This is a genomic window from Sediminibacillus halophilus, assembly GCF_900103695.1.
In the GTDB taxonomy this organism is placed as follows: Bacteria; Bacillota; Bacilli; order Bacillales; family Amphibacillaceae; genus Sediminibacillus; species Sediminibacillus halophilus.
The window spans coordinates 428,341-453,451 of the sequence record NZ_FNHF01000002.1; the positions used below are offsets into that span (position 1 = coordinate 428,341).

Here is a 25,111-nt window from a genome sequence, read left to right on the forward strand (position 1 = left end):
TCTCCTGCTTTGCTAGGCCCACCACATATCACCTGCTTTCTCCTTGATCAACGCCCGCTGCAGGAAGTCCACTGCTTTGTGGAAGCCTTCCTCAACGGGCATCAGGCTGTCTTCATGTACAATACTGACAGCTCCTGAATACCCGGCCAGTTGCAATTCACTGATGATTTCCTTCCAGCACTGTTCTCCATGGCCATAACCAATAGTCCGGAAAATCCATGATCTGTTTATTTCATCGCTATACGGCTTGGTATCAAGCACCCCGTTTGTCGCTGTGTTTGTTTTATCGACTGCCGTATCTTTAGCGTGGAAATGGTATATGGCGTCATGGCGTCCCAGTTCTCGAATGCTTGCAGCAGGATCCACCCCCTGCCAAAACAAATGACTAGGGTCGACATTCACTCCAATGTTATCACCGCATGCATTCCGCAAACGTAATGCCGTTTCGTTGTTGTAAACGACAAAACCTGGGTGTGGTTCGATTGCGACTCTTACACCGTGTTCCTGAAGGAATATACTTTGCTCTTTCCAGTAAGGAATGACCTTTTCTTCCCATTGCCACGTCAAAACACGTGCATGATCTTCCGGCCACGGACAGGTAACCCAGACAGGTGAACGGGAATGTGCTGATTCACCTGGACATCCTGAAAAAGTGACTACTGTTTCCACCCCCAATTTAGCTGCTAATAGAACTGTGTCCCTGAACTGCTGATGATGGGTTTCCGCTATTTCTTTATCAGGATGCAGCGGATTGCCGTGACAGCTCAACGCACTGATGGTAAGCCCTCTGTTCTCAATTGTCCGTTTAAACCGGTCTAACTTATCTGCATCCCCCAACAATTCATCTGGTTGACAATGCGTATTGCCCGGATAACCTCCAGTACCTATTTCTACCGCTTGCAACCCCGCTTCCACTATTTTATCAAGCGCAGCTTCCAATGGTCGGTCGCCAAATAATACAGCAAAAACACCCAGTTTCATTCTCCACTCTCCTTCGCTATCATGGTAGACATCACTGCGTCAAAATTTTGTCGCGATACACCTGTAGGTAATAAATCCGGCTGCTTACAGCTGCTGGACATGGATACATGCTCCCCGCGTTCCGATGACTCGAGGAAACCATGCATGACCTCTAAAACGTGATAAGCCAATTCGCCGTTCGCTCGCGATTCCCTTCCAGTCAGTATAGAATGAGCCATTTCCGCCACGCCAATCCCCCTGCTGTTTTCCGTAAAGCCGTGGCTCAACGGTACTTCTGTCCACTGCTTATGATCGTGTCTTCTGAGAAACACGGGGCCTCCAAATGTATTTGGATCCGGAACGACCATGCTGCCTTCTGTACCATAAATTTCGATGTGCGGCAGCTGATGGTGCCAAGTATCGAAACTAGTAATGATCGATGCAACAGCTCCGTTGGAAAAGTCCATGACACCATTTATCTGTGTAGGAGTCTTCACCTGGATTCTTTCTCCGTATTTTGGTTCACTAGTTATGGTACGCTCCGGAAAAGTGATGCTGGCAGATCCGGTCACCCGTTTCACCGGACCCAATAAAAATGTCAGAGCGGTCAGGTAGTAAGGACCCATATCAAACATCGGCCCGCCACCTTCCTGGTAGTAAAAGGCGGGATCCGGATGCCAACGCTCATGTCCAGGCACCATCATGAAGGCAACGGCCGAAACAGGCTTCCCAATCCAACCATCATCCAGTAATTTTCGGGAAGTCTGTAGACCGCCACCTAAAAAGGTATCGGGAGCATTACCCACGTAAAGTCCTTTTTTACTGGCTGTTTCAAGTACCATCCGCCCGTCTTCCTTGCTGACAGCAAGCGGTTTTTCTCCATACACATGCTTGCCTGCCTGCAACGCCTTTTGTGCCACCTCAGCATGGACAGCGGGAATCGTCAGATTGATCACCAAGTCTATAGCAGGATCTGCCAGGAGTTCTTCCAGCGTATAGGCATGAGGGATATGATATTCTTCCGCTTTTGCCTGCGCCCGCTCGATATCCAGGTCTGCGCAGGCAACGACTTCCAACCCCTCGAATATTTTCAAATTTTTAAAATAAATACTGCTGATGTTGCCACAGCCGATTATACCTGCCAGCAATTTTCCCATCCCGATCACCTTTCCTTTCTGCTATCATCTTGCTGCCCAATTAAACCCATTCCGCATCAACTCCGTCACTTCCGGCACCCTGACAATTTCCGCTATATGACCAAGAGAACAGTAGTACACCTTCCCGCTCCCCCATTTTTTCGTCCAGACGACGGGCATGTCTACTTTTCCATTACCTGCATGCGGTCCGTTTGCCACCGGAAAGGTAGTGACCGCATGTACATTCACTGCTGGATCCACGTGCATATAATATTGCTCTGAAACTACTGTGAAATCCTTCATGCCATGGGTTAGTGGATGACCCGGGTCCTTGATCTGAACGGTGTATTCCACGCCATCGTTGCCGGGGTGGGCCACCCATTGTCCACCGACCATGAATTGATAGTCGGTTGCCTTACGGAAGGAGTCTCCCATCCCACCATGCAAACCTGCTAGGCCCGTTCCGGATTCCACTGCTTCCAACAGAGGCCTGAGTTGCTCGTTCGTAATTTCTCCCTGCGTCCAGTTGGGAACGATCAAATCATAACCATTTAAATTTTCTTGTTCCAACGTCTTTAACGAACCGGTGGTTTGCACTTCGAATTTTTCTTCCTGTAAAATACCTGCTAAAATTTCTGCGACTTCAGCCGGTTCATGACCTTCCCAGCCGCCTTGGAATATCAATGCTTTTTTCATGTTATTTACCTGCCTTCCTATAGAAAAACACACCAGGAATATACACAAGCGGTATGCCAATGATTCTCATGGTGTGTTGGGAACCTGTTTAGTTGTCCAGTTCGGTATAAATGAAGTGGTCGAAGTCGGCAACGTGTTTTCCTCCACTTAAATCCTGGCAGCACATACCGACAAACGTTCCTGTGAAGCGAAGTGAATTCAATTCAGTTGCATCATCTGCCAGATGACTGAAATCTACTTCATGTCCGATTACATTCCATGTTTTTTTATCCAGAGAATAAGAGAATTGTAGATTTTCCCTGTGTATCTCGACTCGAAGATAATAAAGCGATTTTTCTGGGAGTGCAATATCTTCTGGCAGCAGTTCATCATAAATGCCGTGTTTAGTATAAAGAACTCCGAGACATTTCCCCAGTTGTTCATCATGGCTAATCCTTAGATAAACATAGTCATCTGTATCATAGTACACAATCAATCCGGCCATTTGTTGAAAAGTTTCCGGTTGGAAATCGACAGCGGTTTCGGCGGTAATATGAAAACTTTCCAGCCTGCGGGCTAACAAACTTTGGCGATGCAGGGAGCTTAATGATTCTCCCCCTTTCAACCGCAGATAACCATCTCTTTCCTTTAACGAAAGCCACTCCTCGGAAAAAGGCTGTCTTAAAGCGTTCCAATAACGCTTCAACTCTTTTTCTTGAAAGTCATCATGGTTGCTTTCTAACTCGACCGGTGCCAATTCTATGTCCGGTCCAGAGACCAGCCATTGCGGATTAGGTCCACCTTTTACTCGAAGCCAGCCGTCATCTGTCCAGTAACATTTTTGCAAGCCCGTCTCTCTTCCAAGAATACACTTGTTGTTGGTAACTGGACGTGCACAAAGATGGGCAAGATACCATTCACCGGCTTGTGTTTCAACTAAGCTTCCGTGACCCGCTTTTTGAAGCTCATCAACCTTGCTTTTATCCGAAGTCAAAATTGGATTTCCCGGATCTAGCTGATATGGACCAGTTATGGATTCCGATCTAGCCATTGTGACAGCATGATCATAACTGGTTCCGCCCTCAGCAGTCATTAAATGATAATAGCCATCCTTTTTGTATAGGTGGGGTGCTTCTGTAGCTCCCAGTTCCGTTCCGGAGAAAATATTCCAAACGGGCCCAACCAGTTTGTTTTCTTCTAAGGAAAATTGCTGCAGGGCGATGCCGGCAAAGGAATTCTTCCCTTTTCGATGATCCCAAATCATATTGAGCAGCCACTTTTTCCCATCCTCATCATGAAACAGAGAAGGATCGAAGCCGCTGCTGTTCAGGTATATCGGTTCTGACCACGGACCGGTAATTTTTTCGGCTGTCACCAAATAATTATGTGTGTCTTTAAAGGCTCCTTTTCGGCTTTTCACATCAGTAAATAGTAAATAAAAGACACCATCTGAATAACTTAAGCAAGGCGCCCATACTCCACCGGAATTAACATTGCCAATCATCTGAAGCTGAGAATCCCTTGTGAGCGCATGAGTTAACAGCTCCCAATGAAGTAAATCCCTCGAATGATAAATTTGCACTCCAGGAAACCATTCAAATGTTGATACTGCTATGTAGAAATCATCCCCCACACGCAGGATCGACGGATCTGGATGAAAACCGGGAAGGATTGGGTTGTCTATCTGCATGCCATTCCCCTCCTCTCATTTTGTTACCGTTTTCAAAAATTCCTACCCCTTTGTTCAACGGATAAACTAACCACCTTTATCTTAGCATAGTTGCAACTATCATGTCCTATCTTTTCTATTCTTGATTAACAGGGGGAGGGGGATCTCTAGAAATAAAGTACGCCATTTAAAGGGGATACAAAACGCCTGCGCTTGATAAAAGATGAAACTGCCGGGGCAAATTCACCGGCAGAACTTCTCCTTATATCAAACACCTGAATATGCCATAAAGCCTCCATCAACCGGTATAGTGGTACCTGTTACAAACCCGGACAGATTTTCATCCACCAGCCATAATAAGGTGCCGAGCAGGTCTTCCGGTTCTCCAAACCGCTTCATCGGAGTTTGAGACAATATTTTGTTCGACCTTTCCGTCAATGATCCATCGCTGTTCGTTAATAAATTTTTGTTTTGCTCCGTCAAGAAAAAGCCGGGAGCGATAGCATTCACTCTGATTCCGACATCGGCCATATGTACAGACAGCCACTGGGTGAAATTGTTAATACCAGCTTTGGCTGCACTGTACGCCGGCACCTTCGTCATAGGAGAAGGCGCACTCATAGAAGACATATTGACGATAGTGGCACCTTTTCTGTTGGCCATTTGTTTCGAAAAGATTTGGGTGGGGATCACCGTTCCGACCAGGTTCAAATTGAATACATACTGAAAGCCTTCGATCGTTAAATCAAAAAAAGTCAGCAAATCGTTGCTTTCTAAATCTTCCACTTGAAAGTTTTCCTTTGTGGTTGTTCCTTCCGGATGATTTCCGCCTGCTCCGTTGATCAAAATGTCGCATACGCCGAATTTTTCACGGATGAATTCCTCTGCACGTTCCACGCTTTGTCGGTCTAGAACATCACAGGCGACAGCCATCGCCTGTCCTCCTGCCGACACAATCTCCCGTTCTACTTTCTTCCCGTTTTCAATCTGCCGGTTGAGAATGGCAACTTTCACTCCCTGCCTGCCAAGTTCCCGAGCCATTGCGCTGCATAACACGCCACTGCCTCCGGTGATCACGGCAACCTTCCCTGTTAAATTGTCATTTACTGGAAGCATAAAGATTATCCTCCTTTCTTGTCCGTACGAATGAATCCCATATGCCCCATAAGTACATCACGCCGAGTGCACGATCATACAGTCCATAGCCCGGCCTGCATGCTTCATCCCAAATATGCCTTCCGTGATCAGGTCTGACGTACCCCGTATATTCTGTTTCATGATACGCTTTGACAATGTCATAAATATCGACGGATCCATCGGAAGTACGATGGGAGGTTTCGATAAAGCTGCCATTGTCCATTGCCTTGACGTTACGAATATGGGCGAAATGGATGCGGCCGGCAAATTCCCGGACCATGTCAGCGACATTGTTAGCTGGATTGGCACCGAGAGAACCGCTGCATAACGTAACTCCGTTTGCTGGACTATCCACCAGACCGAGAAGCCGCCTGATATTTTCCTGACTGGTGATGATTCTCGGAAGCCCGAATACCGACCAGGGTGGATCATCCGGATGAATAGCCAGCTTGATATCGTGCTGTTCCGCTACTGGTATTACTTTTTCTAAAAAGTATTGCAGGTTATCCCACAAGTCTGATTCTGTCATTCCACGATACTGGTCGAAAAGCTTGGTTAAATATTGAAGCCTTTCCGGTTCCCACCCCGGCATCGTATAGGCAGCATTATTGGAAATCGTCTCTACAAGCTCCAATGGATCCAAATTCCGGATTTTCTCGTTTTCAAAATACAATGCCGTCGAGCCGTCTTCATGCTGGCGAAACAATTCGGTCCGTGTCCAATCAAAAACTGGCATAAAGTTATAGCATATAACCTTTACTCCTGCTGCGGCCAAATTCTCGATTGTTTGGATATAATGATCAATATACGTATCTCTTGATGGCAATCCCAGTTTTATATCTTCATGGACATTCACGCTTTCCACTACATCTATATGAAAACCATGCTGTTCAGCCTGGTTTTTCACTTCCTGAATTCGATCCAGGGGCCATACCTCTCCTGCCGGCAGATCATGCAACGCCCATACAATGCCCTCAACCCCCGGTATCTGTTTGATATGTTTTAACGATACACTGTCGTTTCCTTCGCCAAACCAGCGAAATACCATTTTCATCTTCACACGTCCTTATCTATCAATCTATGTCTAAATAATCACAAACATTGTTGTAGGAAATATCCTGAACCACCTTGCCCATCCATTCGATGTCTTCCGGTAACTCGCCGTTCTCCACCCATTTTCCGATCAAATTTGTCAGTATCCTTCTGAAATATTCATGTCTCGTATAGGAAAGCAGGCTGCGGGAATCTGTCAGCATTCCGATAAATCGGGAGAAAACCCCGACATTAGCAAGTGTTTTCATTTGATTTTCCATTCCTTCTATATGGTCATTGAACCACCAGGCAGTGCCGAATTGTACTTTGCCGGGTACATCTCCATGGAAATTCCCTGCCATCGAGGCAATCATATAATTATCGCGCGGATTCAAATTATATAAGATGGTTTTCGGCAAACTTTCGGTTTTATCCAGTTCATTCAAAAAGTTCGATAGGTCGGAAGCATACGTGAAATCAGCAATCGAATCAAATCCCGTATTCGGTCCGATCTCGCCTTCCATCCTTTGGTTGTTGTTACGCAGTCCGCCGATGTGAAGCTGCATCGCCCAGCCCTTTTCAGCATACATTCTTCCCAACTGGATGAGTACCGCTGTCCGAAACTGGACGGTTTCCTTTTCATCGATTTGCTCGTTATTAAGCGCTCTTTTGAAAATTTGACCGCTTTTTTCCTCTGTTACCTCGAGAAAGAAAGGAGAATCCAATCCATGATCAGACAGCCTGCAGCCTGCCTCATGAAAGTAATCGACCCTTTTTCGCAACGCTTTCAGGAAGTCCTGGTAACGGGCGATCGAGACACCGGAGGATGCCTCCAATTGATTCACCCACTTCTTGAACCCGGAGTTTTCAATTTTCAGGGCCCCATCCGGCCGGAATGTCGGCAGTACCTTACAATCAATCGTTGTGTCCTCTCTTATTTGCTTATGGTAAGCCAACGAATCAACAGGATCATCGGTCGTACACAGTCCTTTTACATTAAAAGAAGAGATGATTCCTCTCGCACTGAACGAATCCGATTGTATTTTCCGATTGCATGCCTCCCAAATACGGTCAGCTGTTTGTGGAGATAAAGGCTCTGTTACGCCGAAACACCGTTTTAATTCAAGATGGGTCCAGTGATACAACGGGTTTCCGATCAAATGGGGGACGGTTTCCGCCCATTTATCGAATTTTTCACGGTCCGATGCCGCACCTGTTACATGTGTCTCTGGTACACCATTGGCTCGCAAGACACGCCATTTATAATGATCGCCTCCGAGCCACAGCTCTGTAATAGAGGAAAAACGTTTGTCCTCAGCAATTTCCTGTGCTGTAAGATGGCAATGATAATCAAAAATGGGCATCGATTTTGCATAGTCATGGTATAGCTGTTTTGCCGTTTCGGTTTCCAACAGGAAATCTTCATCCATAAATGGTTTCACTTTATCCCCCTTTTCTTGTTCAATGGTTTATTTACCAGCTGCTTGCTTTGCAGCATCTGTATGGATATGCATAGCCTTTTTCTGAGCCTCAATACATAACTCAGCAGCTTTGAAAGCATGCTCCTGGGTCATCGCCTTTTCCGTCCCATTGAGACAATCGAGGATGAATGCTCCGAAAAAAGGAAATCCCACTTTGCCGTTCAATTCGAAATGTTTTTCTTCTCCCTGGTTGACTAAGTACAAATGATCCGAGGTAGCGTCTCTAGCGATGTCGATATATTTCCGAATTTCGATGTACCCCTCTGTCCCGAGAATAAATACCCGGCCATCTCCCCATGTGCCTAGGCCATCCGGGGTCAGCCAATCCACTCGAAAGTAAAAGGTGGCACCATTGTCAGCCACGAGAGTCGCATCGCCAAAATCCTGGAATTTTGGATGTTCTGGGAAAGAATAGTTAGCAACTTTGCTATGCAGCACTTTTGCATCTTCCGCTCCCGCAAAATGAAGAAATTGTTCAATCTGATGGCTCCCGATATCACATAAAATACCGCCGAACCGCTCCGGATCGAAGAACCAATCAGGCCTGCTGTCTGGATTGGCACGGTGCGGACCCGTACCGATCACCTGAACAACTTTCCCAATAGCTCCTTGTTCAATTAAATGTCCGGCATAAACGGCACTTTCGACATGGAGACGCTCGCTATAATAAATGCCCCATCTTAATCCTGTTTCAGCCGTTTTCCTGCGAGCGGCCTTTACCTGTTCCAGAGTCGTGAAGGCAGGCTTATCGGTGAAATAATGCTTGCCGTGATCCAGCACTTCCAGCCCCAAAGGACCGCGATCTGCTGGAATATTGGCACTTGCCACTAACTGGATTTCCGGATTATCGAGTACAGCTTGTTTGGATGAAGCAGCTTTTACACCTGGGAACTTTTGTTGAAAAGCGGTCACTTTTTCCGGGTCTGGATCATAAACAGCAACCAACTCGGCCCCCGCTTCAATCAATCCGTTACACATGCCGTAAATATGACCATGATCCAAACCAACTGCGGCAAACGTAAAATCTCCCCGATTGACCACATGGTCGGACTTCCCTATAGGGGCATAATTCATTCCGTCCTGCTTATTCATATCTCCCTCTCCTCCTTTTCCGTTTAGCCAGTGATTTTGAATTCATGTTGTAATGGTATTATCATCAAACCCCTGAACAGATGTCGTTTTCTCGTAAAAACGTGGAGCATGCTGTATGATCCCCTCTCTAGTGTAAAAGGGGTCTTCTTTTGTCAAAGGAAGCGGAACCGTTTTCTGTAAAGCAGCAGATTGATAGATTGCCATAATCAATTCGAGGGTCTGCCGCCCCTGTTTGCCATCAACCAATACTTGTCTTCCCTCTTCGATACTGGTCAGCACGTCATGAATTTGACCAGAATGCCCTTCGAATTCTAAGTCGGGAAGCAGGTTATATGCCGATTGAATTTTCTCTTCCAGTTCTAAATCCTGAAGGGGAAAGCCATTTTCTTTTGATTGAGAGGCAGCTACTTTCCAGGGAAAAGAAATCCGGGCGTTTTTACCCTGGAAAGTCAATTGCTGCTCCTCCCCGTGATGAACAACGGAACTTGTGATTTGGGCCAGGGTACCGTTTTGGTAACGACCGATTGCTATCGATAAGTCTTCCACTTCAGCATTGTCATGAGCCGTATTGCTGGAAACAGCTGTAATCTCGGCAGGGAGCCCATTCATCCATTGGAATATATCAATATGGTGTACCGCATGATTCAGTGTACAGCCGCCACCTTCTTTTTCCCATGTCCCTCTCCACCATAAGTCATAATAGCTGTGACCCCGCCACCAAAAGGAATCGACCTGGGTATGTAACACCTGACCGATTAAGTTTTTATCAAGGATCGCTTTCATTTTCATCATGGCGGTACGAAAACGGTTTTGGGCAACAACTGACAGAATTTTCCCGCTGGTTTCTGCCGCTTTATTCATCTCGTCACATTCTTCCAGGGAGGAAGCCATCGGTTTCTCCACTAACACATGCTTTCCTTGCTTTAAAAAATCGATCGATATGGAAGCGTGTGTATAAGGGGGTGTACAGACAGAAACAAGGTCAAGTTCCGACAGCTTGGATAATTCCTGATAGTCGGAATAAACCTCGGCGGATAAACCAAATGCTTTCACTGTTTTTTGTGCCTTTTCAATATCCGGATCACAAACGGCTATGATTTTACATCTTTCCGGAAACTGCAAGTACCCTTTGATATGAGAAGGCGCAATCGCGCCTGTCCCGATAATCGCAACGTGAATCATGACAAACCCCTTCCTTTTCCATTTTATTCACCAACAGGCATACTATTAATATGCAGTTCAGAAAAGCTCTACTAGTTTAGTTGGGTGAGAGGGTGAATCGGCCTCGTTCACTTTCTAAAAATCCTTGTTAACAGCGAGACGATGAGACCGCTTTCAATTACTAAAAAAAGAAACAGCCACCCTCTATTCCGCTTTTTCAGATTGAAAACTTTATTTAAAATAGCTTGGATAGCGTTCTTTTAACTCTTCTTTCTCAAAGTTGACTAAATGCAAATGCTTTCTCATTGCTTCCTCCGCTAAATCCGCCTGTTGCTTGGAAATGTAACCAAAGATATCTTTATGTTGGGAAACAAGTACATTCCAATCCGGATTGGAAGCTAGTCTCAACATACGCAGCCGGTCAAAATGAGTGTTCATTTTTCTTATCATTTCCCATGACCTTAGTTTGCCGTTCCCTTCAAACAACAAGCGATGGAATGCTTCATCTAGCTCGAATAGTCTGTGATGTGTTCCTTTTTCCAGGCAAAGGTCCTGCATCGTTAAATTGGTTTCTAACTGAAATAATTGATCTTCACCAAATTTGCTGCAGGCCTCTTTCACGATAGCTCTTTCGATATTTTCCCTAACAAAACGTCCTTCTTCCACCAGGCTTAAATCGATTTGCGAGACACGTGTCCCACTTTGCGGATAAACACCGAGCAGTTCTTCCTGTGCAAGCTTCATGAATGCCTCACGGACAGGAGTCCGGCTTACCTCCAGTTTTTCAGCTACTTCCTTTTCCGAAATCTTTGTACCCGGCTCTAATTCCCAGTTGATTATTTGCTGCTTTACTGTTTCATAGACAAAGTCTCTCGTTGAACCGTTGACACGTTTGGTTGTAGAAATTGTGTCCACCTCCATTAGTTAGAAAAACGAATCCATAATACTAGTATGGTAGTTAGATTAATTATATAGAGAATCAACGATTTTTTCAACTTTTTAATGCAATATTTTTCTCTCTTAGCTCGTTTTGATTGTATGAAGCCATTAATCAGCTTTTTATCCGTTAATGCCCCTCATTTCCAGCTTCCTAACCCGATGTGTTACTCAAGCTCCTTCCTGCCTTCATTGTTTTTTCAGTCCAATTGCAGATTATTGTAAATAAAAAACCGGGCGAGTTCGAATGTATGAGATTTCGAATCATCGCTCGGTTTTTGCATTAGTCAATATATTTTTGTATCGGCTTGGAGACACTTGACAAGCTTATCATTATAAAGCTGTCCTACCATTCGGCGAGGCTTCCGTCCTGATGTCGCCAGACTGGGTTACGCCAATTGTGGCTGTCTTTGGCACGTTCTCGCACATAATCTTCATCGACTTCTATGCCGAGACCGGGACCGTCCGGAATGGCAACATAGCCATCCTTATAGGCAAACACACTGCGGTCCTTGATATAATCCAGAATATCATTTTCTTTATTGTAATGAATACCAAGACTTTGTTCCTGGATGAAAGCATTATGCGAACTGGCGTCGACCTGCAGACACGCTGCCAGAGCGATCGGTCCCAGCGGGCAGTGTGGGGCAAGGGCCACATCGTACGCTTCTGCCATCGATGCTATCTTTTTGCATTCCGTTATGCCGCCTGCATGGGATAAATCCGGCTGAATTATATCGACATAACCCTCGGCCAGCAGATTTTTAAAATCCCAGCGAGAAAACATCCGCTCACCTGTAGCAATCGGAATATGGGTATGACGGGCAATTTCCTTGAAAGCTTCCTCATTTTCCGAAAGCACGGGCTCTTCAATAAACATCGGTCGATAGGCTTCCAATTCCTTTGCCAGAATTTTCGCCATTGGTTTATGGACCCTGCCGTGAAAGTCGATGCCGATGCCGACTCCATTTCCGACTGCATCTCTTACAGCGGCCACCCGCTCTACCGCCTGGTCGATTTTTTCATAAGAATCAATATACTGCAACTCTTCGGTACCATTCATTTTCACTGCAGTGAATCCTGTATCGACTGCCTGCTTGGCAGCTGTTCCGACATCGGATGGCCGGTCGCCGCCGATCCATGAATATACTTTGATGGTATCCCGGCAGCGGCCGCCCATCAGCTGATGAATCGGGGCGTTATAAAATTTCCCTTTTATATCCCATAATGCCTGGTCGATACCTGCAATGGCGCTCATTAAAATGGGGCCGCCTCGATAAAAACCTGCCCGGTACATCACGTTCCAATGATCCTCGATTTGCAGTGGGTCTTTACCGATTAAGTATTCCATCAATTCCTCTACAGCCGCTTTCACGGAATGCGCTCTACCTTCGATGACAGGCTCTCCCCATCCGACAATCCCTTCGTCGGTGCTGATCTTCAAAAACAGCCAGCGTGGCGGTACTTGAAACAGCTCATATTCGGTTATCTTCATAATGATTCCTCCTCTATTCATTTCACTCTGGAAATTTTACAGAAGCGATTTCCCAGGCACCCAGGACAGGAGAACAGTCTACCTGCTCGTCGGTTGCTTCGATCACTTGCCATTCGGAAAAATGCGTGATTAACAGCTGATAGAATGCCTTGCGAAGCGGATCAGATCCACCGACAATGACCCAGGTATATCCTTCAAGGACTGGTTGGTCCCTGCCACTGCAGCGTTTTTTCCCCCTGCAGCAAGTTTGCGCATGTCTTTCATTTTTCCATTTCTATTGTCCAGGAGCCTGATACGGGAGTTGCTTGTGCCTGTATCAATAAAAATACTATGCAAAGTTCCCCTCCCCGCTTTCTATTTCGAAGACTGAAACGCTTTATCTCTAGCCTCTACCAATTTTTTAGCTGCTGTTTCGATCTCATCATAGCGTTTTTCCCTAACGAGCTGCGAGTTGACCAGCGAACCGCCAATACCAACGGCATCCCAGCCAGCCTGGAAAAACTCCCCGGCATTTTCTGCTGAGACGCCTCCTACTGCCATCAACTCTGTCTGTGGAAGCGGTCCTTTCATGTCTTTAGCAAAAGCCGGTCCTAGTGAACGAACAGGAAAAACCTTGACCATCCTGGCACCAGCTTCATGAGCAGTAAGAGCCTCCGTCGGTGTCATCACCCCGGGAATGACCGGTACCCCGTAACGGTTTCCCATTTTAATCGTCTCCGTATTCAAGGTGGGAGCCAGCAAGAACTGGGCGCCGGCACGGATTGCAGCATTCGCTGCTGCAGCGTCCAGTACAGTGCCTGCTCCTGCAAGTATCGCTTCCGGCATTTGGTTTATGGTGCGAATTGCTTCCAGAGCGCCCGGGGTGTTCATGGTGACTTCGATGATATTAATCCCACCGCTATAGAGGCTTCTTGCTACTTCCTCTACTTGATCTGCTTGGTCCAACCGGATAATCGAGACGATTTTTTCCTGTTTTACCATATCCAAAGCGTTACGCATGTACCTTCCTCCTCGTCGACAATCTTATTTCTTTTTTTCGACCGAATGGCCGCCGAATTCATGTCGCAATGCCGAAACAACTTTTCCAGTGAATGTATCTGTTTCCTGTGAGCGGTAACGCATCATAAGGGAAAGGGCGATAACCGGTGCAGCCGTTTCGAAATCCAGGGCCGATTCCACTGTCCATTTACCCTCTCCGGAGGAATTCATGACACCACGGATATCATCAAGTCTTGCATCCTTGGCAAACGCACCTTCCATCAGTTCCATCAGCCAGCTTCTGATGACAGAACCATTGTTCCACACCTTTGCAACTGCCTGGTAGTCATATTCAAAAGGACTTTTTTCCAGAATCTCGAACCCTTCTCCAATTGCAGCCATCATACCATACTCAATTCCATTGTGGACCATCTTCAAAAAGTGGCCGCTGCCGCCTTTTCCTGCGTACAGATACCCATTCTCTACTGCAAGTTCTCTGAATAAAGGTTCTATCCGCTCAAATTTTTGCTGATCACCGCCGACCATGAAACAGGCTCCATTGCGCGCACCGGATACACCCCCGCTCGTACCGCAATCGAAAAAGTGAATCCCTTGTTCCTTAAAGCTTTCATATTGAGCAAGTGTATCTTTGTAATGGGAGTTCCCTGCATCAATCACGATATCGTCACTAGATAACAAAGGTTTCAAGTCATTGAGTACGCCTTCCGTGATTTCGCCGGCAGGGACCATGACCCAAATAGTTCTCGGCGTTTCCAAATTGTCGATCAACCCAGCTAACGAATCCGCGCCTTTCCCACCTTCCTGGCGGAACTTATCTACTTGCTCCTCAGCAACATCATAAGCTGTTACTTCATGCCCTTTTTCGAGCATATGTGAACCAATCTCATATCCCATTTTTCCTAATCCGATCAATCCGATTTTCATGATGTTTCCTCCTTCATTCGATTCACCTTAAACAAACAAACTTAGCAAGAGAGCGACTCCAAAGCCGACCAGACCGATGATCGTTTCCATGACTGTCCAGGATTTCAGTGTCTGTTTCTCCGTCAAGCCAAAATAACGGTTGACGAGCCAGAATCCGGAGTCATTAACATGGGATACGACCGTGGCACCAGAGGCAATGGCAATAACGAGCAAACCTAACATCGGCTCACTGACATTGAAAGAATCAAGCAATGGTGAGACCAATCCGGCCGCCGTGATCATCGAAACGGTTGCAGAACCTTGTGCGATTCGCACGACAGTAGCAGTGATAAATGCAAACACAATCAACGGCATATTGGCGTCTTTCATGGCATCAGCTAAAATATCACCGATTCCGGATTGAATAAGCATTTCACCAAATACTCCACCGGCCCCAGTTACAAGGATGATAATGCCAGCAGGTTCCAATGCTTTTGTCGTAATTTGCTGGATCTCTTCTTTTTTGTATCCCCTTTTATAACCGAAAATATAAAACGTCAGTAAAGAAGCGACCGTCAATGCCACAAATGGGTGACCGATAAATGTCAAAACTTCTCTTACGGTACTTTCTTCTGCAAGAACCAGATCAGCTGTCGTATTGACCAAAATAAGAATCAACGGAAGCAAGATGATCGATACAACGCTTCCAAAGCTTGGCAGTTCACGGTCATAGTCCACTTCTTTCATTTGTTCCATCATATATTCTGGTACACCGACATGAATTTTGTTTGCGATATATTTACCAAACACAGGGCCTGCCAAAATCATAGCAGGAAGACCGGCAAGAGCGCCGAACAAGATAACCCAGCCCAAATCAGCTCCAAGCAAGGAGGCAACGGAAATTGGTCCCGGTGTAGGTGGTATGAATGAATGTGTTACGGCCAGACCAGCCATCAATGGAATTCCGAAATAAAGCAATGATTTTTTCGTTTTTTGTGTCAAGCTGTATATAATCGGAACAAGAATAACAAGTGCGACGTCGAGAAACACAGGAATCGAAACGATAAAACCAGTTAAGCCTAAAGCCCAAGAAATATTTTTTTCTCCGAATTTGTCCATCAGTGTCAAAGCAAGACGTTCCGCACCGCCGGAAACACGGAGCATTTCACCGAACATGGCTCCAAGACCGATGATGACAGCAATGAAACCGAGCGTTCCACCCATTCCGTCTTCGATAGTAGTAATTATGTCGGCCGGCGACATTCCCACAGCCAAGCCTACAAGCAAACTGACAACCAATAGTGCGATAAATGCCTGCAATTTGGTTCGCATTACTAAAAATAACAATAATACGACTGCTAATACTGCTACAATAATTAATCCTGGTGTAGATGTCATATACATTCCCCTTTTTTCATGTAATGTTGCTTCCTTTCGTTATGAGGAAGCGTTTACTATTCTTTTCAAAAGAAACCGTCGGAACAATTCTCTGTCCCGGCAGGCTCTTTCGGCAGTTTCTTCTCCCTTAAACTATCTTTACGTTTGTTCTTCAGCAAATTGGCGCTGAATATCTGCCATAACACCGAAATCACTCTGTAAATCGCGAGCCAGGCGAATAAACAACGGCTTCAATTTGTTGTATGCATCACTGTTCGCTTTTACTGGTGCATGTTTTACCTTTGTTTTGACCAATTCTTTGATATCGGATAACCGCTCAACCATTCCAAGCTTGTACATCGTCAGCCATGCTGCCCCCATACAAGAGGATTGATGACTTTCAGGAACTATAATCTCGGTTTCGAATATGTCAGCCATAATCTGCCTCCATAACTCCGAACGGGCGAAACCACCATTGGCACGGAATTCCACCGGTTCAACTCCAGCCTCAATCAAGGCGATGACCACCGTGTACATTTGGAATATAACTCCCTCCAGCACACTGCGAATCATTTGATCTCGGCTATGATCCAAGGTCAGTCCAAAAAATACCCCCTTCGTGTCAGCGTTCCAGTATGGAGCCCGTTCCCCGGTCAAGTAAGGGAAAAACAGCAGGCCATCTGATCCTGGTTTGACCTTGGAAGCAATTGCTGCCAGGTCATCATACGGGTCTCTACCGGCTTGCTTTGCCTGTTTTTTTATATCTGGGAACAGATTATCCCTGGCCCAGCGAAACGTAATCCCGCCATTATTGATCGGGCCGCCGATCACCCACTGGTCGTCCGTCAACGCATAACAGAATATTCTTCCTTTCGGATCGACAGATGGTTTGGAAACCACTGTACGTATGGCACCGCTCGTGCCGATCGAACATGCTACAGAACCTGGTTCAATCGCTCCTACTCCTAAATTGGCGAGGACACCGTCACTGGCACCGATGACAAACGGAATGTCTGCTGGCAGCCCAAGCTCTTTTGCACTTTCAACGCTTAATCCACTGACCAGATGAGTGGTCGGAACAGGATTGGATAGCTGCTTTTTACTTATACCAGTTAATGCAAGTGCTTTTTCATCCCAATCAAGCTGTTCCAAGTTGAAAAGGCCGGTTGCAGAGGCAATGGAGTAATCGACAATGTACCTGTCAAACAAGCGATAAAACACATATTCTTTAATTGAAATCCATTTTGAAGCCCTTTCAAAAGTATCCGAATCATGTTTACGGAACCAAAGCAATTTAGTCAGCGGAGACATTGGATGGATCGGGGTTCCGGTCCGCAGGTAAATTGCATGTCCTTCTCCATTTTTCAGTTCTTCGGTTTCTTCTACCGACCGCTGGTCCGCCCAGGTGAGCGACCCTGTCAGCGGGTTACCGCTTTCATCCATGGCGATTAAGCTATGCATTGCTGCGCTAAAGCCGACACCACCAGGAATTCCGTCCTTTTCTTCAACCGCTTTCAAAACGAGTCGAAGCGCGGTTTTCATTGATTGAAAAATTTCTTCCGGATCTTGTTCTTTCCAGCCAGGATGTGGGGTGTAAAGCGGGTATTCCTGTTCTTCTTCCGCCCAAGTATTTCCGGCCTTATCGTATGCGAGAATTTTTGTACTCGTTGTCCCGATATCGATGGCTATGACTACTTGCTCACTCATCGGATTTCCTCCATTCTTAAAACATTCATAAAGTAGAGCGCTTTCAATTGGTCGCTATGTTATCTTTTCCCTAAATAAGCATGTATTTGTTCAAGAAAATATTTTTCTCGGTTACCAATTATACATGAAATTTTTTTCGCATCAAGCCCCGAAAGAAATATTTTTTCATGTTTTTCTCTTTATTATTAAAAAAAATTCCTTTAGTATAATAGAAAAGAGATTCACAGGGAGGAACAGTCGTGGTTGAAACTCAAAATGTAAGCGTAACCAGAAGGGTCCGTTCGATCTATCAACAGCTTAGTGATAAAGAAAAGCAAATAGCCGATTATATACTGGACCAGCCTGCCAGCATCATCCATTCCACCATCAATCAGGTTTCCGATGATTTGAATGTTGCAGATGCCACCGTGTTCCGATTTTGCAAACGTCTCGGATTTAAAGGCTATCAAGCGTTAAAAATTGCACTGGCATCGGAAATTGTCAATCCAATTAAGGATATTCATGAAACCATCAGCGTGGAAGACTCGGAATTGGAGATCGTACAAAAGGTCTTTCAATCAAACATAAATGCTTTAGAGTACACACGGGAAGTACAGGACTCGGGCAATTTTCAAGAAGCGGTACAGCTGCTTGTCCAATCAAATCAAGTCCATTTTTACGGAAATGGCGGTTCTGGAATCGTAGCGCTGGACGGACAGCATAAGTTCATGCGGACAGGACTCCCGAGTTATGCCCAAACCGATACCCACATGCAATTAATGGCAGTATCCCAGTTAACCAAAAATGACACCGCCGTCTTTATCTCCCATACAGGAGCGAATAAGGATTTGCTCGAAGTTGTTGAACTAGCAATCGAAAACAATGTGCAGACAATCGGAATCACCAATTATGCCAAGTCTCCGTTGAACAAGCTGGTTGATGTCTGCCTCTATACAGCATCCCAAGAAACCGAATTCCGGTCGGAAGCATTATCCTCCCGAATCGCGGAATTATCCTTGATTGACGCGCTGTATGTAAATTACAGTATCAAAAAAGCGGATCAATCAAAACAAGCGCTAACTCAAATGCGCAATGCAATATCGAGAAAGCGAATGTGATAAGAAAAAGAGCGTAATTAAGCAGAGTGAAGTATTTCGATTTTCATCGGCAATTAAAGTAAGGTTTCATACTTCTTCTATTATAGGAAAAGATCAGCTAAAATTGGCTGATCTTTTTTTACTATCTTCTGTTACATCAGATTAACAGCTCGACCTAAATGAAGGGTTTTTCTTCCATATATGCCTGAATTTGATTTTCATCGACTCAATGAAGGACTTATATGAAAACAACTATTCAAAATGAAAAGGAATACCGCCCATACCTACCAGGCGACATTCCTTCTTTTGAAACCTCTCACTTTAAGGATTGAAAAAATAAATCTAATTCCCGATTAAACGTATCTGGCTCCTCCAAAAATAAACAATGACTGCTATTTTCAAAGGCTACCAGCTTAGAACCGGGAATACGCTGCTGGATATATTCCCCCGCAGCCACAGGAAAGAATGTATCATCGCGACCGAAACAAATCAGTGTCGGTACAGTGACATTTGAGAGCGTTTCCCGGTAATCGACTGCCGTTTGGTTGAATACAATGGTGCTCGCTATCGCTGCTGGCAGCTTCATCATCTCTTCGAGAATCCACCGGTGTTGATCCGGATCGGGTTTTTCCTTGAACATTCCATAAATGAATTCACTGTTAAAGGATCGCTGATCTTCCTGGATAGCCTGCATGACCCCTTTGATTGCTTCAAAATTGAATGCTCCGTATTCCCAGCCATCCCACATGTAATCAGATGGGGACTGATCAACAATAGTCACCGCTTTAATATGTTCACTGCCAAATTGATTGAAATAGTCCCATACGACAAAAGCTCCCATTGACCAGCCGACAAGAATGACCTCTTTCACCCCGAGTTTTTCAACGAACTGTTTCAAGTCCTTTGCATAGTTCGCGACCGTATGGCCATAAGGAACTTTGCTCGATTCACCGTGCCCTCGCAAATCGAAAGTAATTGTCCGATAACGTTGCTTGAAATAGTCAAACTGCTTTTCAAAAAACTTACTGCTCATCATCACACCGTGAACAAAAACGACAGTTTGCCCATCGCCCTGATCCCGATAGTACAATTCCGCCCCGTCATCAAGCTTCATATAAGGCATAGCAGCTCTCCTTTTAATATGGTTGTATTTATTAAACTAAATGAAACCTACCAAAACACCTGGTATTACCTTATCTCTATATAGCATTTATGTTCTTTTCTATGTAAAATAGTTGATGTAATGTTGATTTCTACCTATCAGGCCATGCTTCCAACTACAAAAATAGGAGGAACAAAATGGGAAAACAAAAATATTTAAATGAAGCAGTTCAATTGGCAGTCGAAAGTGTTGAAAACAAGGGCGGACCTTTCGGAGCGATTATCACCGATAAAAATGGGAGCATTATCGGTCAAGGAACCAATACTGTCACAAAGTTCAACGATCCTACCGCCCACGCAGAGATACAAGCAATCCGCCAAGCCTGCCAGGCGAAACAAACTTTTCAATTGTCTGATTGTATTTTATACACCAGCTGTGAACCATGTCCGATGTGTTTAGGGGCTATTTACTGGGCCCGGATCGAAAAAGTCTACTATGCGGCCGATCAGAAACTGGCAGCAGCAGCCGGCTTTGACGACGCTCTTATATATGAAGAAATCGAGAAAGCACCTAATGAACGAAAAATTTTATTTCAAGAAATCTCATTGGAAGAAAGAAATCGGCCATTCGAGGAATGGAACGACAAACCAGACAAAATAAAATATTGATGCCTACGATTCTTCTTGCCAAACAAGACACTTTCTTGTTTGGCGGTTCCAACAGAATGCTATTTTTGATAGTTCCACAACACTCTCCATTCTCCATCATCCTTGGCAGCAAACACATCTTGCACAATATTGAAATTTCCATATTTGCCTTGAAACTTCTGAGTGACGGTTACTTTATATACCACAGACAGCGGCTCCGAATCCTTTTCCATTTGCCAATCCTTTATTTTGTCCGTATCACCTAATGAGTAAGTGAAGGTTTCCACACCAAAATGATTCATGAATACATGGGCCCGGTCCTGTAAATAAGTACCCTTTTCAAATTTTTCTTTCATTAGTGGATGAAACAGGGCATAAGATTCTGCAAACATTCCCTGTTGTTCATAGGTATAGAAGCTATCCACTACTGCTTTTGCCTGCCGATTCGGTAAGAAATACACTATTCCAGTTATACCAAGGATCAACATCAGGATCAGCACCAATACGATTAGTGGGTTTATTCCTCTGCGCACTGAACACCCTTCTTCCTTGAACAACCATATACTGCTATATTATTCTGCCTGCAAGGCAATTATTACCTCAGAAAGGATAGGCACAACCACTGCTTTTAAGGAAGGAGTCGAGTCCCCCTTCACTTTTCATAAAGCTCAATGGGAAGTTGGTCGGGGTCAGTAAAAAAAGTGAATTTCTTTCCAGTTGTAGGATCGATCCGAACTCTTTCCGTCTCTATACCCCTTGCCTGTAGTTCTTCGATTGTCGTTTACAGACGGTCTACTTCCAATGCAAGATGCCGCAAACCGCAAGCTTCCGGGTAACTTGGCCTTTCAGGCGCATCCGGAAAACCGAACAGTTCAATGACGTAGTCCCCATTCAATGCCAAATCCAACTTATATGTGCCTCTGTGAGATTGATAGGTTTCCTTGATGATTTCCATACCTAATTTATCTGTATAAAAGTACTTGGAGCGCTGGTAATCAGAGCAGATGATGGCGGTATGATGAACTCTATTAAACATGTTCTCCCCCCTGATATAAATGACTTTACTACTACCCTTTCTTGTCCAATTCTATCAAAAATGGGAAAAATAAGGTTACAGAAAGATTAAAGAAACTTGCCATATTGCTTGTGAAACACCCAATATACCCCGACACATCAGGCAATTGGCAATCTTTTCTACCATTTCCTTATTTAACAGCTAGATTAAAATCCTTTACAGTTCTATTACATCCCTTCTCAGTTGGCAAATCCATGCTATACTGTATCCAGTTCTCCAAAAGAGAGAAAAAATAGTAACCACGTAACTTTGCTTTGTGACTCTTCATTATCTTTTCTTTTGCGAATGGCAGAGGAAAATTAATCTTAAACATTATCAGGGAGTGGAAGAATTGAGAAAGTCTAACAAAACATTATTTTCTGTAGCGGCAACTGTGGTTTTGGCATCAGCTTTTACAACAAGTGTGGAAGCTTCTTCCTATAAAGTGCAAAGCGGGGATACTTTGTGGAGCATTTCACAAAAATATAATACTACTGTACAAAATCTACAATCTACTAATAATATATCCGGCACGATCATCTATCCGAACCAGGTAATCGAAACTGGTGACGGCGAAAGCAGCAGTAAGTCCAGTGCTTCTTCGTCAAGTGCCACAACGTACAAAGTTAAATCTGGTGATACTTTATGGGCAATCGGAAAGGATCATGGCGTATCGGTAAGCAATCTGAAAAGCTGGAATAACCTTTCTTCTGATTTGATTGTTACTGGTCAGACGCTTAAAGTCAGCGGATCTTCCAGTTCTAGCCAAGCGTCCTCCAATTCAAGTGAAAAAGTTAGCGAGAAAGAAACTAAAGTAAAATCTGCCAGCGTTTCAACTAGCGGCAACAATGGTTCAGCCCTTGTCAACGAAGCGAAAAAGCATGTCGGTACTCCATATGTATGGGGCGGCGCGTCTCCAAGCGGATTTGACTGCAGCGGATTCATCTACTATGTAAGCAAGCAAGCTGGTAATAGTTTCGGTCGTACGTCTGCAGCGAACCTTTACAACCAATCTACAAAGGTAAGCAATCCGCAGCCTGGCGATTTGATTTTCTTTAAAGGCACGTATAAATCCGGTATTTCCCACGTTGGTTTCTATGCCGGCAACAATCAGTTCGTTCATGCAAGCTCTAGCGGTGTACAAATGACTAGCGTCAGCAATCCATATTGGAACAGCCACTTCGCTGGATACGGACGTATGTAATTATTCTGTAAAAACAGATCGGAACTTTCCGGTCTGTTTTTTTATTTTGCAGAATCCTGATTCCTGACCAACATAAGGTTTGTTATAGTACTTATACCCCCATCTCCTCAACCTAAACACTTTTTTCAAATTTTTTTAGTAGGATAGAGAAAGAAAGTTCATCTAATCGAAACCGTCTAGTCTCTTCTTTTAATCATAGAAAAGCTGCCCCTATAAGAATTTCTTCTTGAGGGCAGCTTCATATCCTTAAAAGTTCTTCCTTAATGTTTCCATTATCTCTGCAACGGATTTGCCCATCCCAGACTCTACAGCAGCTACATAAGCACCTTCAACTATTGGGACATCGGCGATTTCTACTTGGTCATATTCCGACATTTCTACAGCCATTTCAGCGTTCATCTTGGCACTGCCAATATCAAAAATTAGCAGGACACCTTTTGGACTATGCGCGTTCTCGATAGCAGCCTGGATTTTTTCGATACTGGTTCCGATATCTCCGTCGTCGGTACCTCCTGCTAATTCAATTGGCACATCCGAATTCACCTGACGGATTAGATCCTTGACTCCTTCTACGATTTTGGCACTGTGGGAAATCAAAACGATACCTGTCTGATCCATTGATTACACTCCCTTTTTGATTATCTCAGCGAGCGTCGAAAATAAATAATAGGAGGAAACCGAACCAGGATCCAGATGGCCGACAGAACGGTCTCCCAAGTAGGCAGCTCTTCCTTTTTTGGCAGACATATCTTTCGTGGCTTCCATAGCCGATTTTGCCTTCGATTCGATTTCTTCACCGGAAAATTCGCTCTGTGACTGTAAAAATTCAGCCATTGGCAGCCAGACATCAATCATGGTTTTTTCGCCTTGCTCTGCCTTCCCTCTTTGCTTCAACCCTTCTGCGGCTGCCGAAATACCATCGGCAAAATGCTGAAAATCTGCATTGTCTACCCCTTTCAAGCTGGTGGACAATTTTAGGAAGGCGGTACCGAACAATGGACCAGAAGCTCCTCCGACTTTTGACATCAAGGTCATCGCCGTATCTTTCAATACGTCACTGACGTTGGTATATTCGGCAGGTTCTATTTTATTTTTGACCTCCTGAAACCCGCGTGCCATATTGATACCGTGGTCTCCATCACCGATAGCCTGATCAAGCGAAGTCAAATAGTCCTTGTTTTCCTGAAAAAGTTGATTGGCCTGTAACAGCCACTGTTTTATTTCCTGCGGTTGTAACTCCATCCTGCATGCTCCTTTCTATTACATCTTAAACGCTGGGGCCTGGGACGGTGCGTCCAGCAATTCTTTCAATTCCCCATCCAGTTTTAACAGGGTCACCGAGCATCCCGCCATCTCCAAAGATGTCATATATTCACCTACAAAGGTTTTGTAGACACGTATATTTTTTTCCGCCAGCAATTCTTGTACTTTTCCATTGAGAATGTACAATTCCATTTCTGGGGTTGCTCCAAGTCCATTGATCATGACAGCTACTTCTTCTCCAGCGGCAAAATCGATATCAGCCAAAACCTGGTTGGTCAATTCCTCGGCAATTTCATCGGCAGATGCAATTGCTTTTCTCTCTATTCCAGGTTCCCCATGTATTCCGATTCCAATCTCCATTTCATCATCCGCCAATTGAAAACCTGGTTTGCCTGCAGCAGGAACCGTGCCGGAACTGAGCGCCATTCCCATCGAGCGCACATTGGCTACCGTTTTCTCCGCCACCGATTTCACTTCTTCCAGCGAACCACCTGCTTCTGCTTTGGCACCGGCTATTTTATGGACAAAGACCGTACCAGCAATGCCTCGTCTTCCGGAAGTAAACGAGCTGTCCTCAACTGCTACATCATCATTTACCACTACATGGTCGACCTTTATCCCTTCTGCTTCGGCGAGCTCCGCGGCCATTTCGAAATTCAGGACATCTCCCGTATAGTTTTTGACAACCAAGAAAACACCAGCACCATTGTCGACTGCTTTTATTGCTTCAAAAACCTGGTCGGGAGTGGGAGAGGTAAAAACTTCTCCAGATACAGCTGCATCCAACATACCTTCGCCAATATATCCGGCATGGGCTGGTTCATGACCACTGCCGCCTCCGCTTACCAATCCTACTTTTTCAGTTCCAGCTGGCTGCTTCCGTGCAAGTACCATCGTATCCGGAAGATGCTTGAGACTGTCAGGATAAGCAGCCGCGATCCCCTTCACCATATCAAGTACTACCTGGTTAGGATCATTGATAATCTTCTTCATTGTGCGTCACTC

24 protein-coding genes and 1 pseudogene are annotated in these 25,111 nt (G+C 45.0%); 3 read left to right on the top strand and 22 right to left on the bottom strand.

The features are described 5' to 3' along the window. Window positions 1-12 precede the first annotated feature (12 nt). The 16 genes from BLR82_RS09065 to gntK all read right to left on the bottom strand — a co-directional run bounded on the left by BLR82_RS09065 (window position 13) and on the right by gntK (window position 17,760). Window positions 13-981 carry a sugar phosphate isomerase/epimerase family protein gene (locus BLR82_RS09065; protein ID WP_074598674.1) on the bottom strand — a complete coding sequence of 323 codons (969 nt, stop codon included), beginning with the start codon at window positions 979-981 and terminating at the stop codon, window positions 13-15. Then, window positions 978-2,117: a Gfo/Idh/MocA family protein gene (locus BLR82_RS09070; protein ID WP_074598675.1), complete on the bottom strand. Its 1,140-nt coding sequence runs from the start codon at window positions 2,115-2,117 to the stop codon at window positions 978-980. Before BLR82_RS09070 ends, BLR82_RS09065 begins: the two co-directional genes overlap by 4 nt. Before the next feature lie 24 nt (window positions 2,118-2,141). Then, window positions 2,142-2,792 (bottom strand): ThuA domain-containing protein, encoded by a 651-nt coding sequence (locus tag BLR82_RS09075; RefSeq protein WP_074598676.1) that lies wholly within the window; start codon window positions 2,790-2,792, stop codon window positions 2,142-2,144. Window positions 2,793-2,880: 88 nt separating this feature from the next. Beyond that, window positions 2,881-4,461, bottom strand: a complete 1,581-nt coding sequence (locus BLR82_RS09080; RefSeq protein WP_074598677.1) for a glycoside hydrolase family 43 protein — start codon at window positions 4,459-4,461, stop codon at window positions 2,881-2,883. Between the two features lie 246 nt (window positions 4,462-4,707). Further along, window positions 4,708-5,556 (bottom strand): SDR family oxidoreductase, encoded by an 849-nt coding sequence (locus BLR82_RS09085; protein ID WP_074598678.1) that lies wholly within the window; start codon window positions 5,554-5,556, stop codon window positions 4,708-4,710. Beyond that, window positions 5,540-6,631: a mannonate dehydratase gene (uxuA, locus tag BLR82_RS09090; RefSeq protein ID WP_074598679.1), complete on the bottom strand. Its 1,092-nt coding sequence runs from the start codon at window positions 6,629-6,631 to the stop codon at window positions 5,540-5,542. The genes BLR82_RS09085 and uxuA overlap by 17 nt, the downstream gene beginning before the upstream one ends. A 19-nt stretch (window positions 6,632-6,650) precedes the next feature. Beyond that, complete coding sequence (gene uxaC / locus BLR82_RS09095) at window positions 6,651-8,051, bottom strand: glucuronate isomerase (protein WP_139186925.1); 1,401 nt, start codon at window positions 8,049-8,051, stop codon at window positions 6,651-6,653. A 27-nt stretch (window positions 8,052-8,078) separates the two neighbouring features. Continuing rightward, window positions 8,079-9,182: a Gfo/Idh/MocA family protein gene (locus BLR82_RS09100; protein ID WP_074598680.1), complete on the bottom strand. Its 1,104-nt coding sequence runs from the start codon at window positions 9,180-9,182 to the stop codon at window positions 8,079-8,081. A gap of 42 nt (window positions 9,183-9,224) precedes the next feature. Continuing rightward, complete coding sequence (locus BLR82_RS09105; protein WP_074598681.1) at window positions 9,225-10,364, bottom strand: Gfo/Idh/MocA family protein; 1,140 nt, start codon at window positions 10,362-10,364, stop codon at window positions 9,225-9,227. Between the two features lie 210 nt (window positions 10,365-10,574). Then, complete coding sequence (locus BLR82_RS09110; protein ID WP_074598682.1) at window positions 10,575-11,264, bottom strand: GntR family transcriptional regulator; 690 nt, start codon at window positions 11,262-11,264, stop codon at window positions 10,575-10,577. 361 nt (window positions 11,265-11,625) lie between these two features. After that, window positions 11,626-12,774, bottom strand: coding sequence for a galactonate dehydratase (dgoD, locus tag BLR82_RS09115; protein ID WP_074598683.1), 1,149 nt, complete (start codon window positions 12,772-12,774; stop codon window positions 11,626-11,628). 129 nt (window positions 12,775-12,903) lie between these two features. Further along, on the bottom strand, window positions 12,904-13,110 hold the full coding sequence (locus BLR82_RS09120; RefSeq protein ID WP_074598684.1) for a hypothetical protein: 207 nt from the start codon (window positions 13,108-13,110) through the stop codon (window positions 12,904-12,906). A gap of 18 nt (window positions 13,111-13,128) precedes the next feature. Continuing rightward, window positions 13,129-13,773: a bifunctional 4-hydroxy-2-oxoglutarate aldolase/2-dehydro-3-deoxy-phosphogluconate aldolase gene (locus BLR82_RS09125; RefSeq protein ID WP_074598685.1), complete on the bottom strand. Its 645-nt coding sequence runs from the start codon at window positions 13,771-13,773 to the stop codon at window positions 13,129-13,131. Window positions 13,774-13,797: 24 nt separating this feature from the next. Further along, the gene (gnd, locus tag BLR82_RS09130; RefSeq protein ID WP_074598686.1) at window positions 13,798-14,697 is read right to left on the bottom strand and encodes a phosphogluconate dehydrogenase (NAD(+)-dependent, decarboxylating); all 900 of its coding nucleotides are present in this window, start codon (window positions 14,695-14,697) and stop codon (window positions 13,798-13,800) included. 27 nt (window positions 14,698-14,724) lie between these two features. Next, window positions 14,725-16,074, bottom strand: coding sequence for a GntP family permease (locus BLR82_RS09135; RefSeq protein WP_074598687.1), 1,350 nt, complete (start codon window positions 16,072-16,074; stop codon window positions 14,725-14,727). A gap of 138 nt (window positions 16,075-16,212) precedes the next feature. Further along, entirely contained in the window at window positions 16,213-17,760 is a 1,548-nt protein-coding gene (gene gntK / locus BLR82_RS09140) for a gluconokinase (protein ID WP_074598688.1), read from the bottom strand. Window positions 17,761-17,999: 239 nt separating this feature from the next. On the opposite strand from gntK, the gene BLR82_RS09145 reads away from it, so the two are divergent. Then, window positions 18,000-18,857, top strand: a complete 858-nt coding sequence (locus BLR82_RS09145; RefSeq protein WP_074598689.1) for a MurR/RpiR family transcriptional regulator — start codon at window positions 18,000-18,002, stop codon at window positions 18,855-18,857. Window positions 18,858-19,152: 295 nt separating this feature from the next. Here the strand turns inward: BLR82_RS09145 and BLR82_RS09150 are convergent, their stop codons facing one another. Next, window positions 19,153-19,959, bottom strand: a complete 807-nt coding sequence (locus tag BLR82_RS09150) for an alpha/beta fold hydrolase (RefSeq protein WP_074598690.1) — start codon at window positions 19,957-19,959, stop codon at window positions 19,153-19,155. Window positions 19,960-20,135: 176 nt separating this feature from the next. On the opposite strand from BLR82_RS09150, the gene BLR82_RS09155 reads away from it, so the two are divergent. Beyond that, window positions 20,136-20,606 carry a nucleoside deaminase gene (locus tag BLR82_RS09155; protein WP_074598691.1) on the top strand — a complete coding sequence of 157 codons (471 nt, stop codon included), beginning with the start codon at window positions 20,136-20,138 and terminating at the stop codon, window positions 20,604-20,606. A 59-nt stretch (window positions 20,607-20,665) separates the two neighbouring features. Here BLR82_RS09155 and BLR82_RS09160 read toward each other — a convergent pair whose 3' ends face one another. Together BLR82_RS09160 and gloA2 are read right to left on the bottom strand one after the other, a co-directional pair. After that, complete coding sequence (locus BLR82_RS09160) at window positions 20,666-21,118, bottom strand: hypothetical protein (RefSeq protein WP_245693741.1); 453 nt, start codon at window positions 21,116-21,118, stop codon at window positions 20,666-20,668. 119 nt (window positions 21,119-21,237) lie between these two features. Next, a pseudogene (gene gloA2, locus BLR82_RS09165) lies at window positions 21,238-21,621 on the bottom strand (SMU1112c/YaeR family gloxylase I-like metalloprotein). A 370-nt stretch (window positions 21,622-21,991) separates the two neighbouring features. Between gloA2 and BLR82_RS09170 the strand changes: the two are divergent. Then, window positions 21,992-22,843, top strand: a complete 852-nt coding sequence (locus BLR82_RS09170) for a peptidoglycan endopeptidase (protein WP_074598693.1) — start codon at window positions 21,992-21,994, stop codon at window positions 22,841-22,843. Window positions 22,844-23,089: 246 nt separating this feature from the next. Here the strand turns inward: BLR82_RS09170 and dhaM are convergent, their stop codons facing one another. From dhaM to dhaK, 3 genes are read right to left on the bottom strand one after another with little or no spacing between them, the layout of a single operon-like run. Continuing rightward, entirely contained in the window at window positions 23,090-23,461 is a 372-nt protein-coding gene (gene dhaM / locus BLR82_RS09175) for a dihydroxyacetone kinase phosphoryl donor subunit DhaM (protein ID WP_074598694.1), read from the bottom strand. A 3-nt stretch (window positions 23,462-23,464) separates the two neighbouring features. Then, window positions 23,465-24,085, bottom strand: coding sequence for a dihydroxyacetone kinase subunit DhaL (gene dhaL / locus BLR82_RS09180; RefSeq protein WP_074598695.1), 621 nt, complete (start codon window positions 24,083-24,085; stop codon window positions 23,465-23,467). A gap of 18 nt (window positions 24,086-24,103) precedes the next feature. Next, window positions 24,104-25,099, bottom strand: a complete 996-nt coding sequence (dhaK, locus tag BLR82_RS09185) for a dihydroxyacetone kinase subunit DhaK (RefSeq protein WP_074598696.1) — start codon at window positions 25,097-25,099, stop codon at window positions 24,104-24,106. Between the last annotated feature and the right edge of the window lie 12 nt (window positions 25,100-25,111).

What these genes read in the sequence shown, in the direction of transcription:
- BLR82_RS09085 (WP_074598678.1), bottom strand. Translation starts at nt 5,556, where the DNA reads ATGCTTCCAGTAAATGACAATTTAACAGGGAAGGTTGCCGTGATCACC.
- dhaL (WP_074598695.1), bottom strand. Translation starts at nt 24,085, where the DNA reads ATGGAGTTACAACCGCAGGAAATAAAACAGTGGCTGTTACAGGCCAAT.
- BLR82_RS09065 (WP_074598674.1), bottom strand. Translation starts at nt 981, where the DNA reads ATGAAACTGGGTGTTTTTGCTGTATTATTTGGCGACCGACCATTGGAA.
- BLR82_RS09105 (WP_074598681.1), bottom strand. Translation starts at nt 10,364, where the DNA reads ATGATTCACGTTGCGATTATCGGGACAGGCGCGATTGCGCCTTCTCAT.
- dgoD (WP_074598683.1), bottom strand. Translation starts at nt 12,774, where the DNA reads ATGAAGATAACCGAATATGAGCTGTTTCAAGTACCGCCACGCTGGCTG.
- dhaM (WP_074598694.1), bottom strand. Translation starts at nt 23,461, where the DNA reads ATGGATCAGACAGGTATCGTTTTGATTTCCCACAGTGCCAAAATCGTA.
- uxuA (WP_074598679.1), bottom strand. Translation starts at nt 6,631, where the DNA reads ATGAAAATGGTATTTCGCTGGTTTGGCGAAGGAAACGACAGTGTATCG.
- BLR82_RS09075 (WP_074598676.1), bottom strand. Translation starts at nt 2,792, where the DNA reads ATGAAAAAAGCATTGATATTCCAAGGCGGCTGGGAAGGTCATGAACCG.
- BLR82_RS09100 (WP_074598680.1), bottom strand. Translation starts at nt 9,182, where the DNA reads ATGAATAAGCAGGACGGAATGAATTATGCCCCTATAGGGAAGTCCGAC.
- gnd (WP_074598686.1), bottom strand. Translation starts at nt 14,697, where the DNA reads ATGAAAATCGGATTGATCGGATTAGGAAAAATGGGATATGAGATTGGT.
- BLR82_RS09135 (WP_074598687.1), bottom strand. Translation starts at nt 16,074, where the DNA reads ATGACATCTACACCAGGATTAATTATTGTAGCAGTATTAGCAGTCGTA.
- BLR82_RS09155 (WP_074598691.1), top strand. Translation starts at nt 20,136, where the DNA reads ATGGGAAAACAAAAATATTTAAATGAAGCAGTTCAATTGGCAGTCGAA.
- BLR82_RS09070 (WP_074598675.1), bottom strand. Translation starts at nt 2,117, where the DNA reads ATGGGAAAATTGCTGGCAGGTATAATCGGCTGTGGCAACATCAGCAGT.
- BLR82_RS09125 (WP_074598685.1), bottom strand. Translation starts at nt 13,773, where the DNA reads ATGCGTAACGCTTTGGATATGGTAAAACAGGAAAAAATCGTCTCGATT.
- gntK (WP_074598688.1), bottom strand. Translation starts at nt 17,760, where the DNA reads ATGAGTGAGCAAGTAGTCATAGCCATCGATATCGGGACAACGAGTACA.
- BLR82_RS09080 (WP_074598677.1), bottom strand. Translation starts at nt 4,461, where the DNA reads ATGCAGATAGACAACCCAATCCTTCCCGGTTTTCATCCAGATCCGTCG.
- dhaK (WP_074598696.1), bottom strand. Translation starts at nt 25,099, where the DNA reads ATGAAGAAGATTATCAATGATCCTAACCAGGTAGTACTTGATATGGTG.
- BLR82_RS09150 (WP_074598690.1), bottom strand. Translation starts at nt 19,959, where the DNA reads ATGCCTTATATGAAGCTTGATGACGGGGCGGAATTGTACTATCGGGAT.
- BLR82_RS09110 (WP_074598682.1), bottom strand. Translation starts at nt 11,264, where the DNA reads ATGGAGGTGGACACAATTTCTACAACCAAACGTGTCAACGGTTCAACG.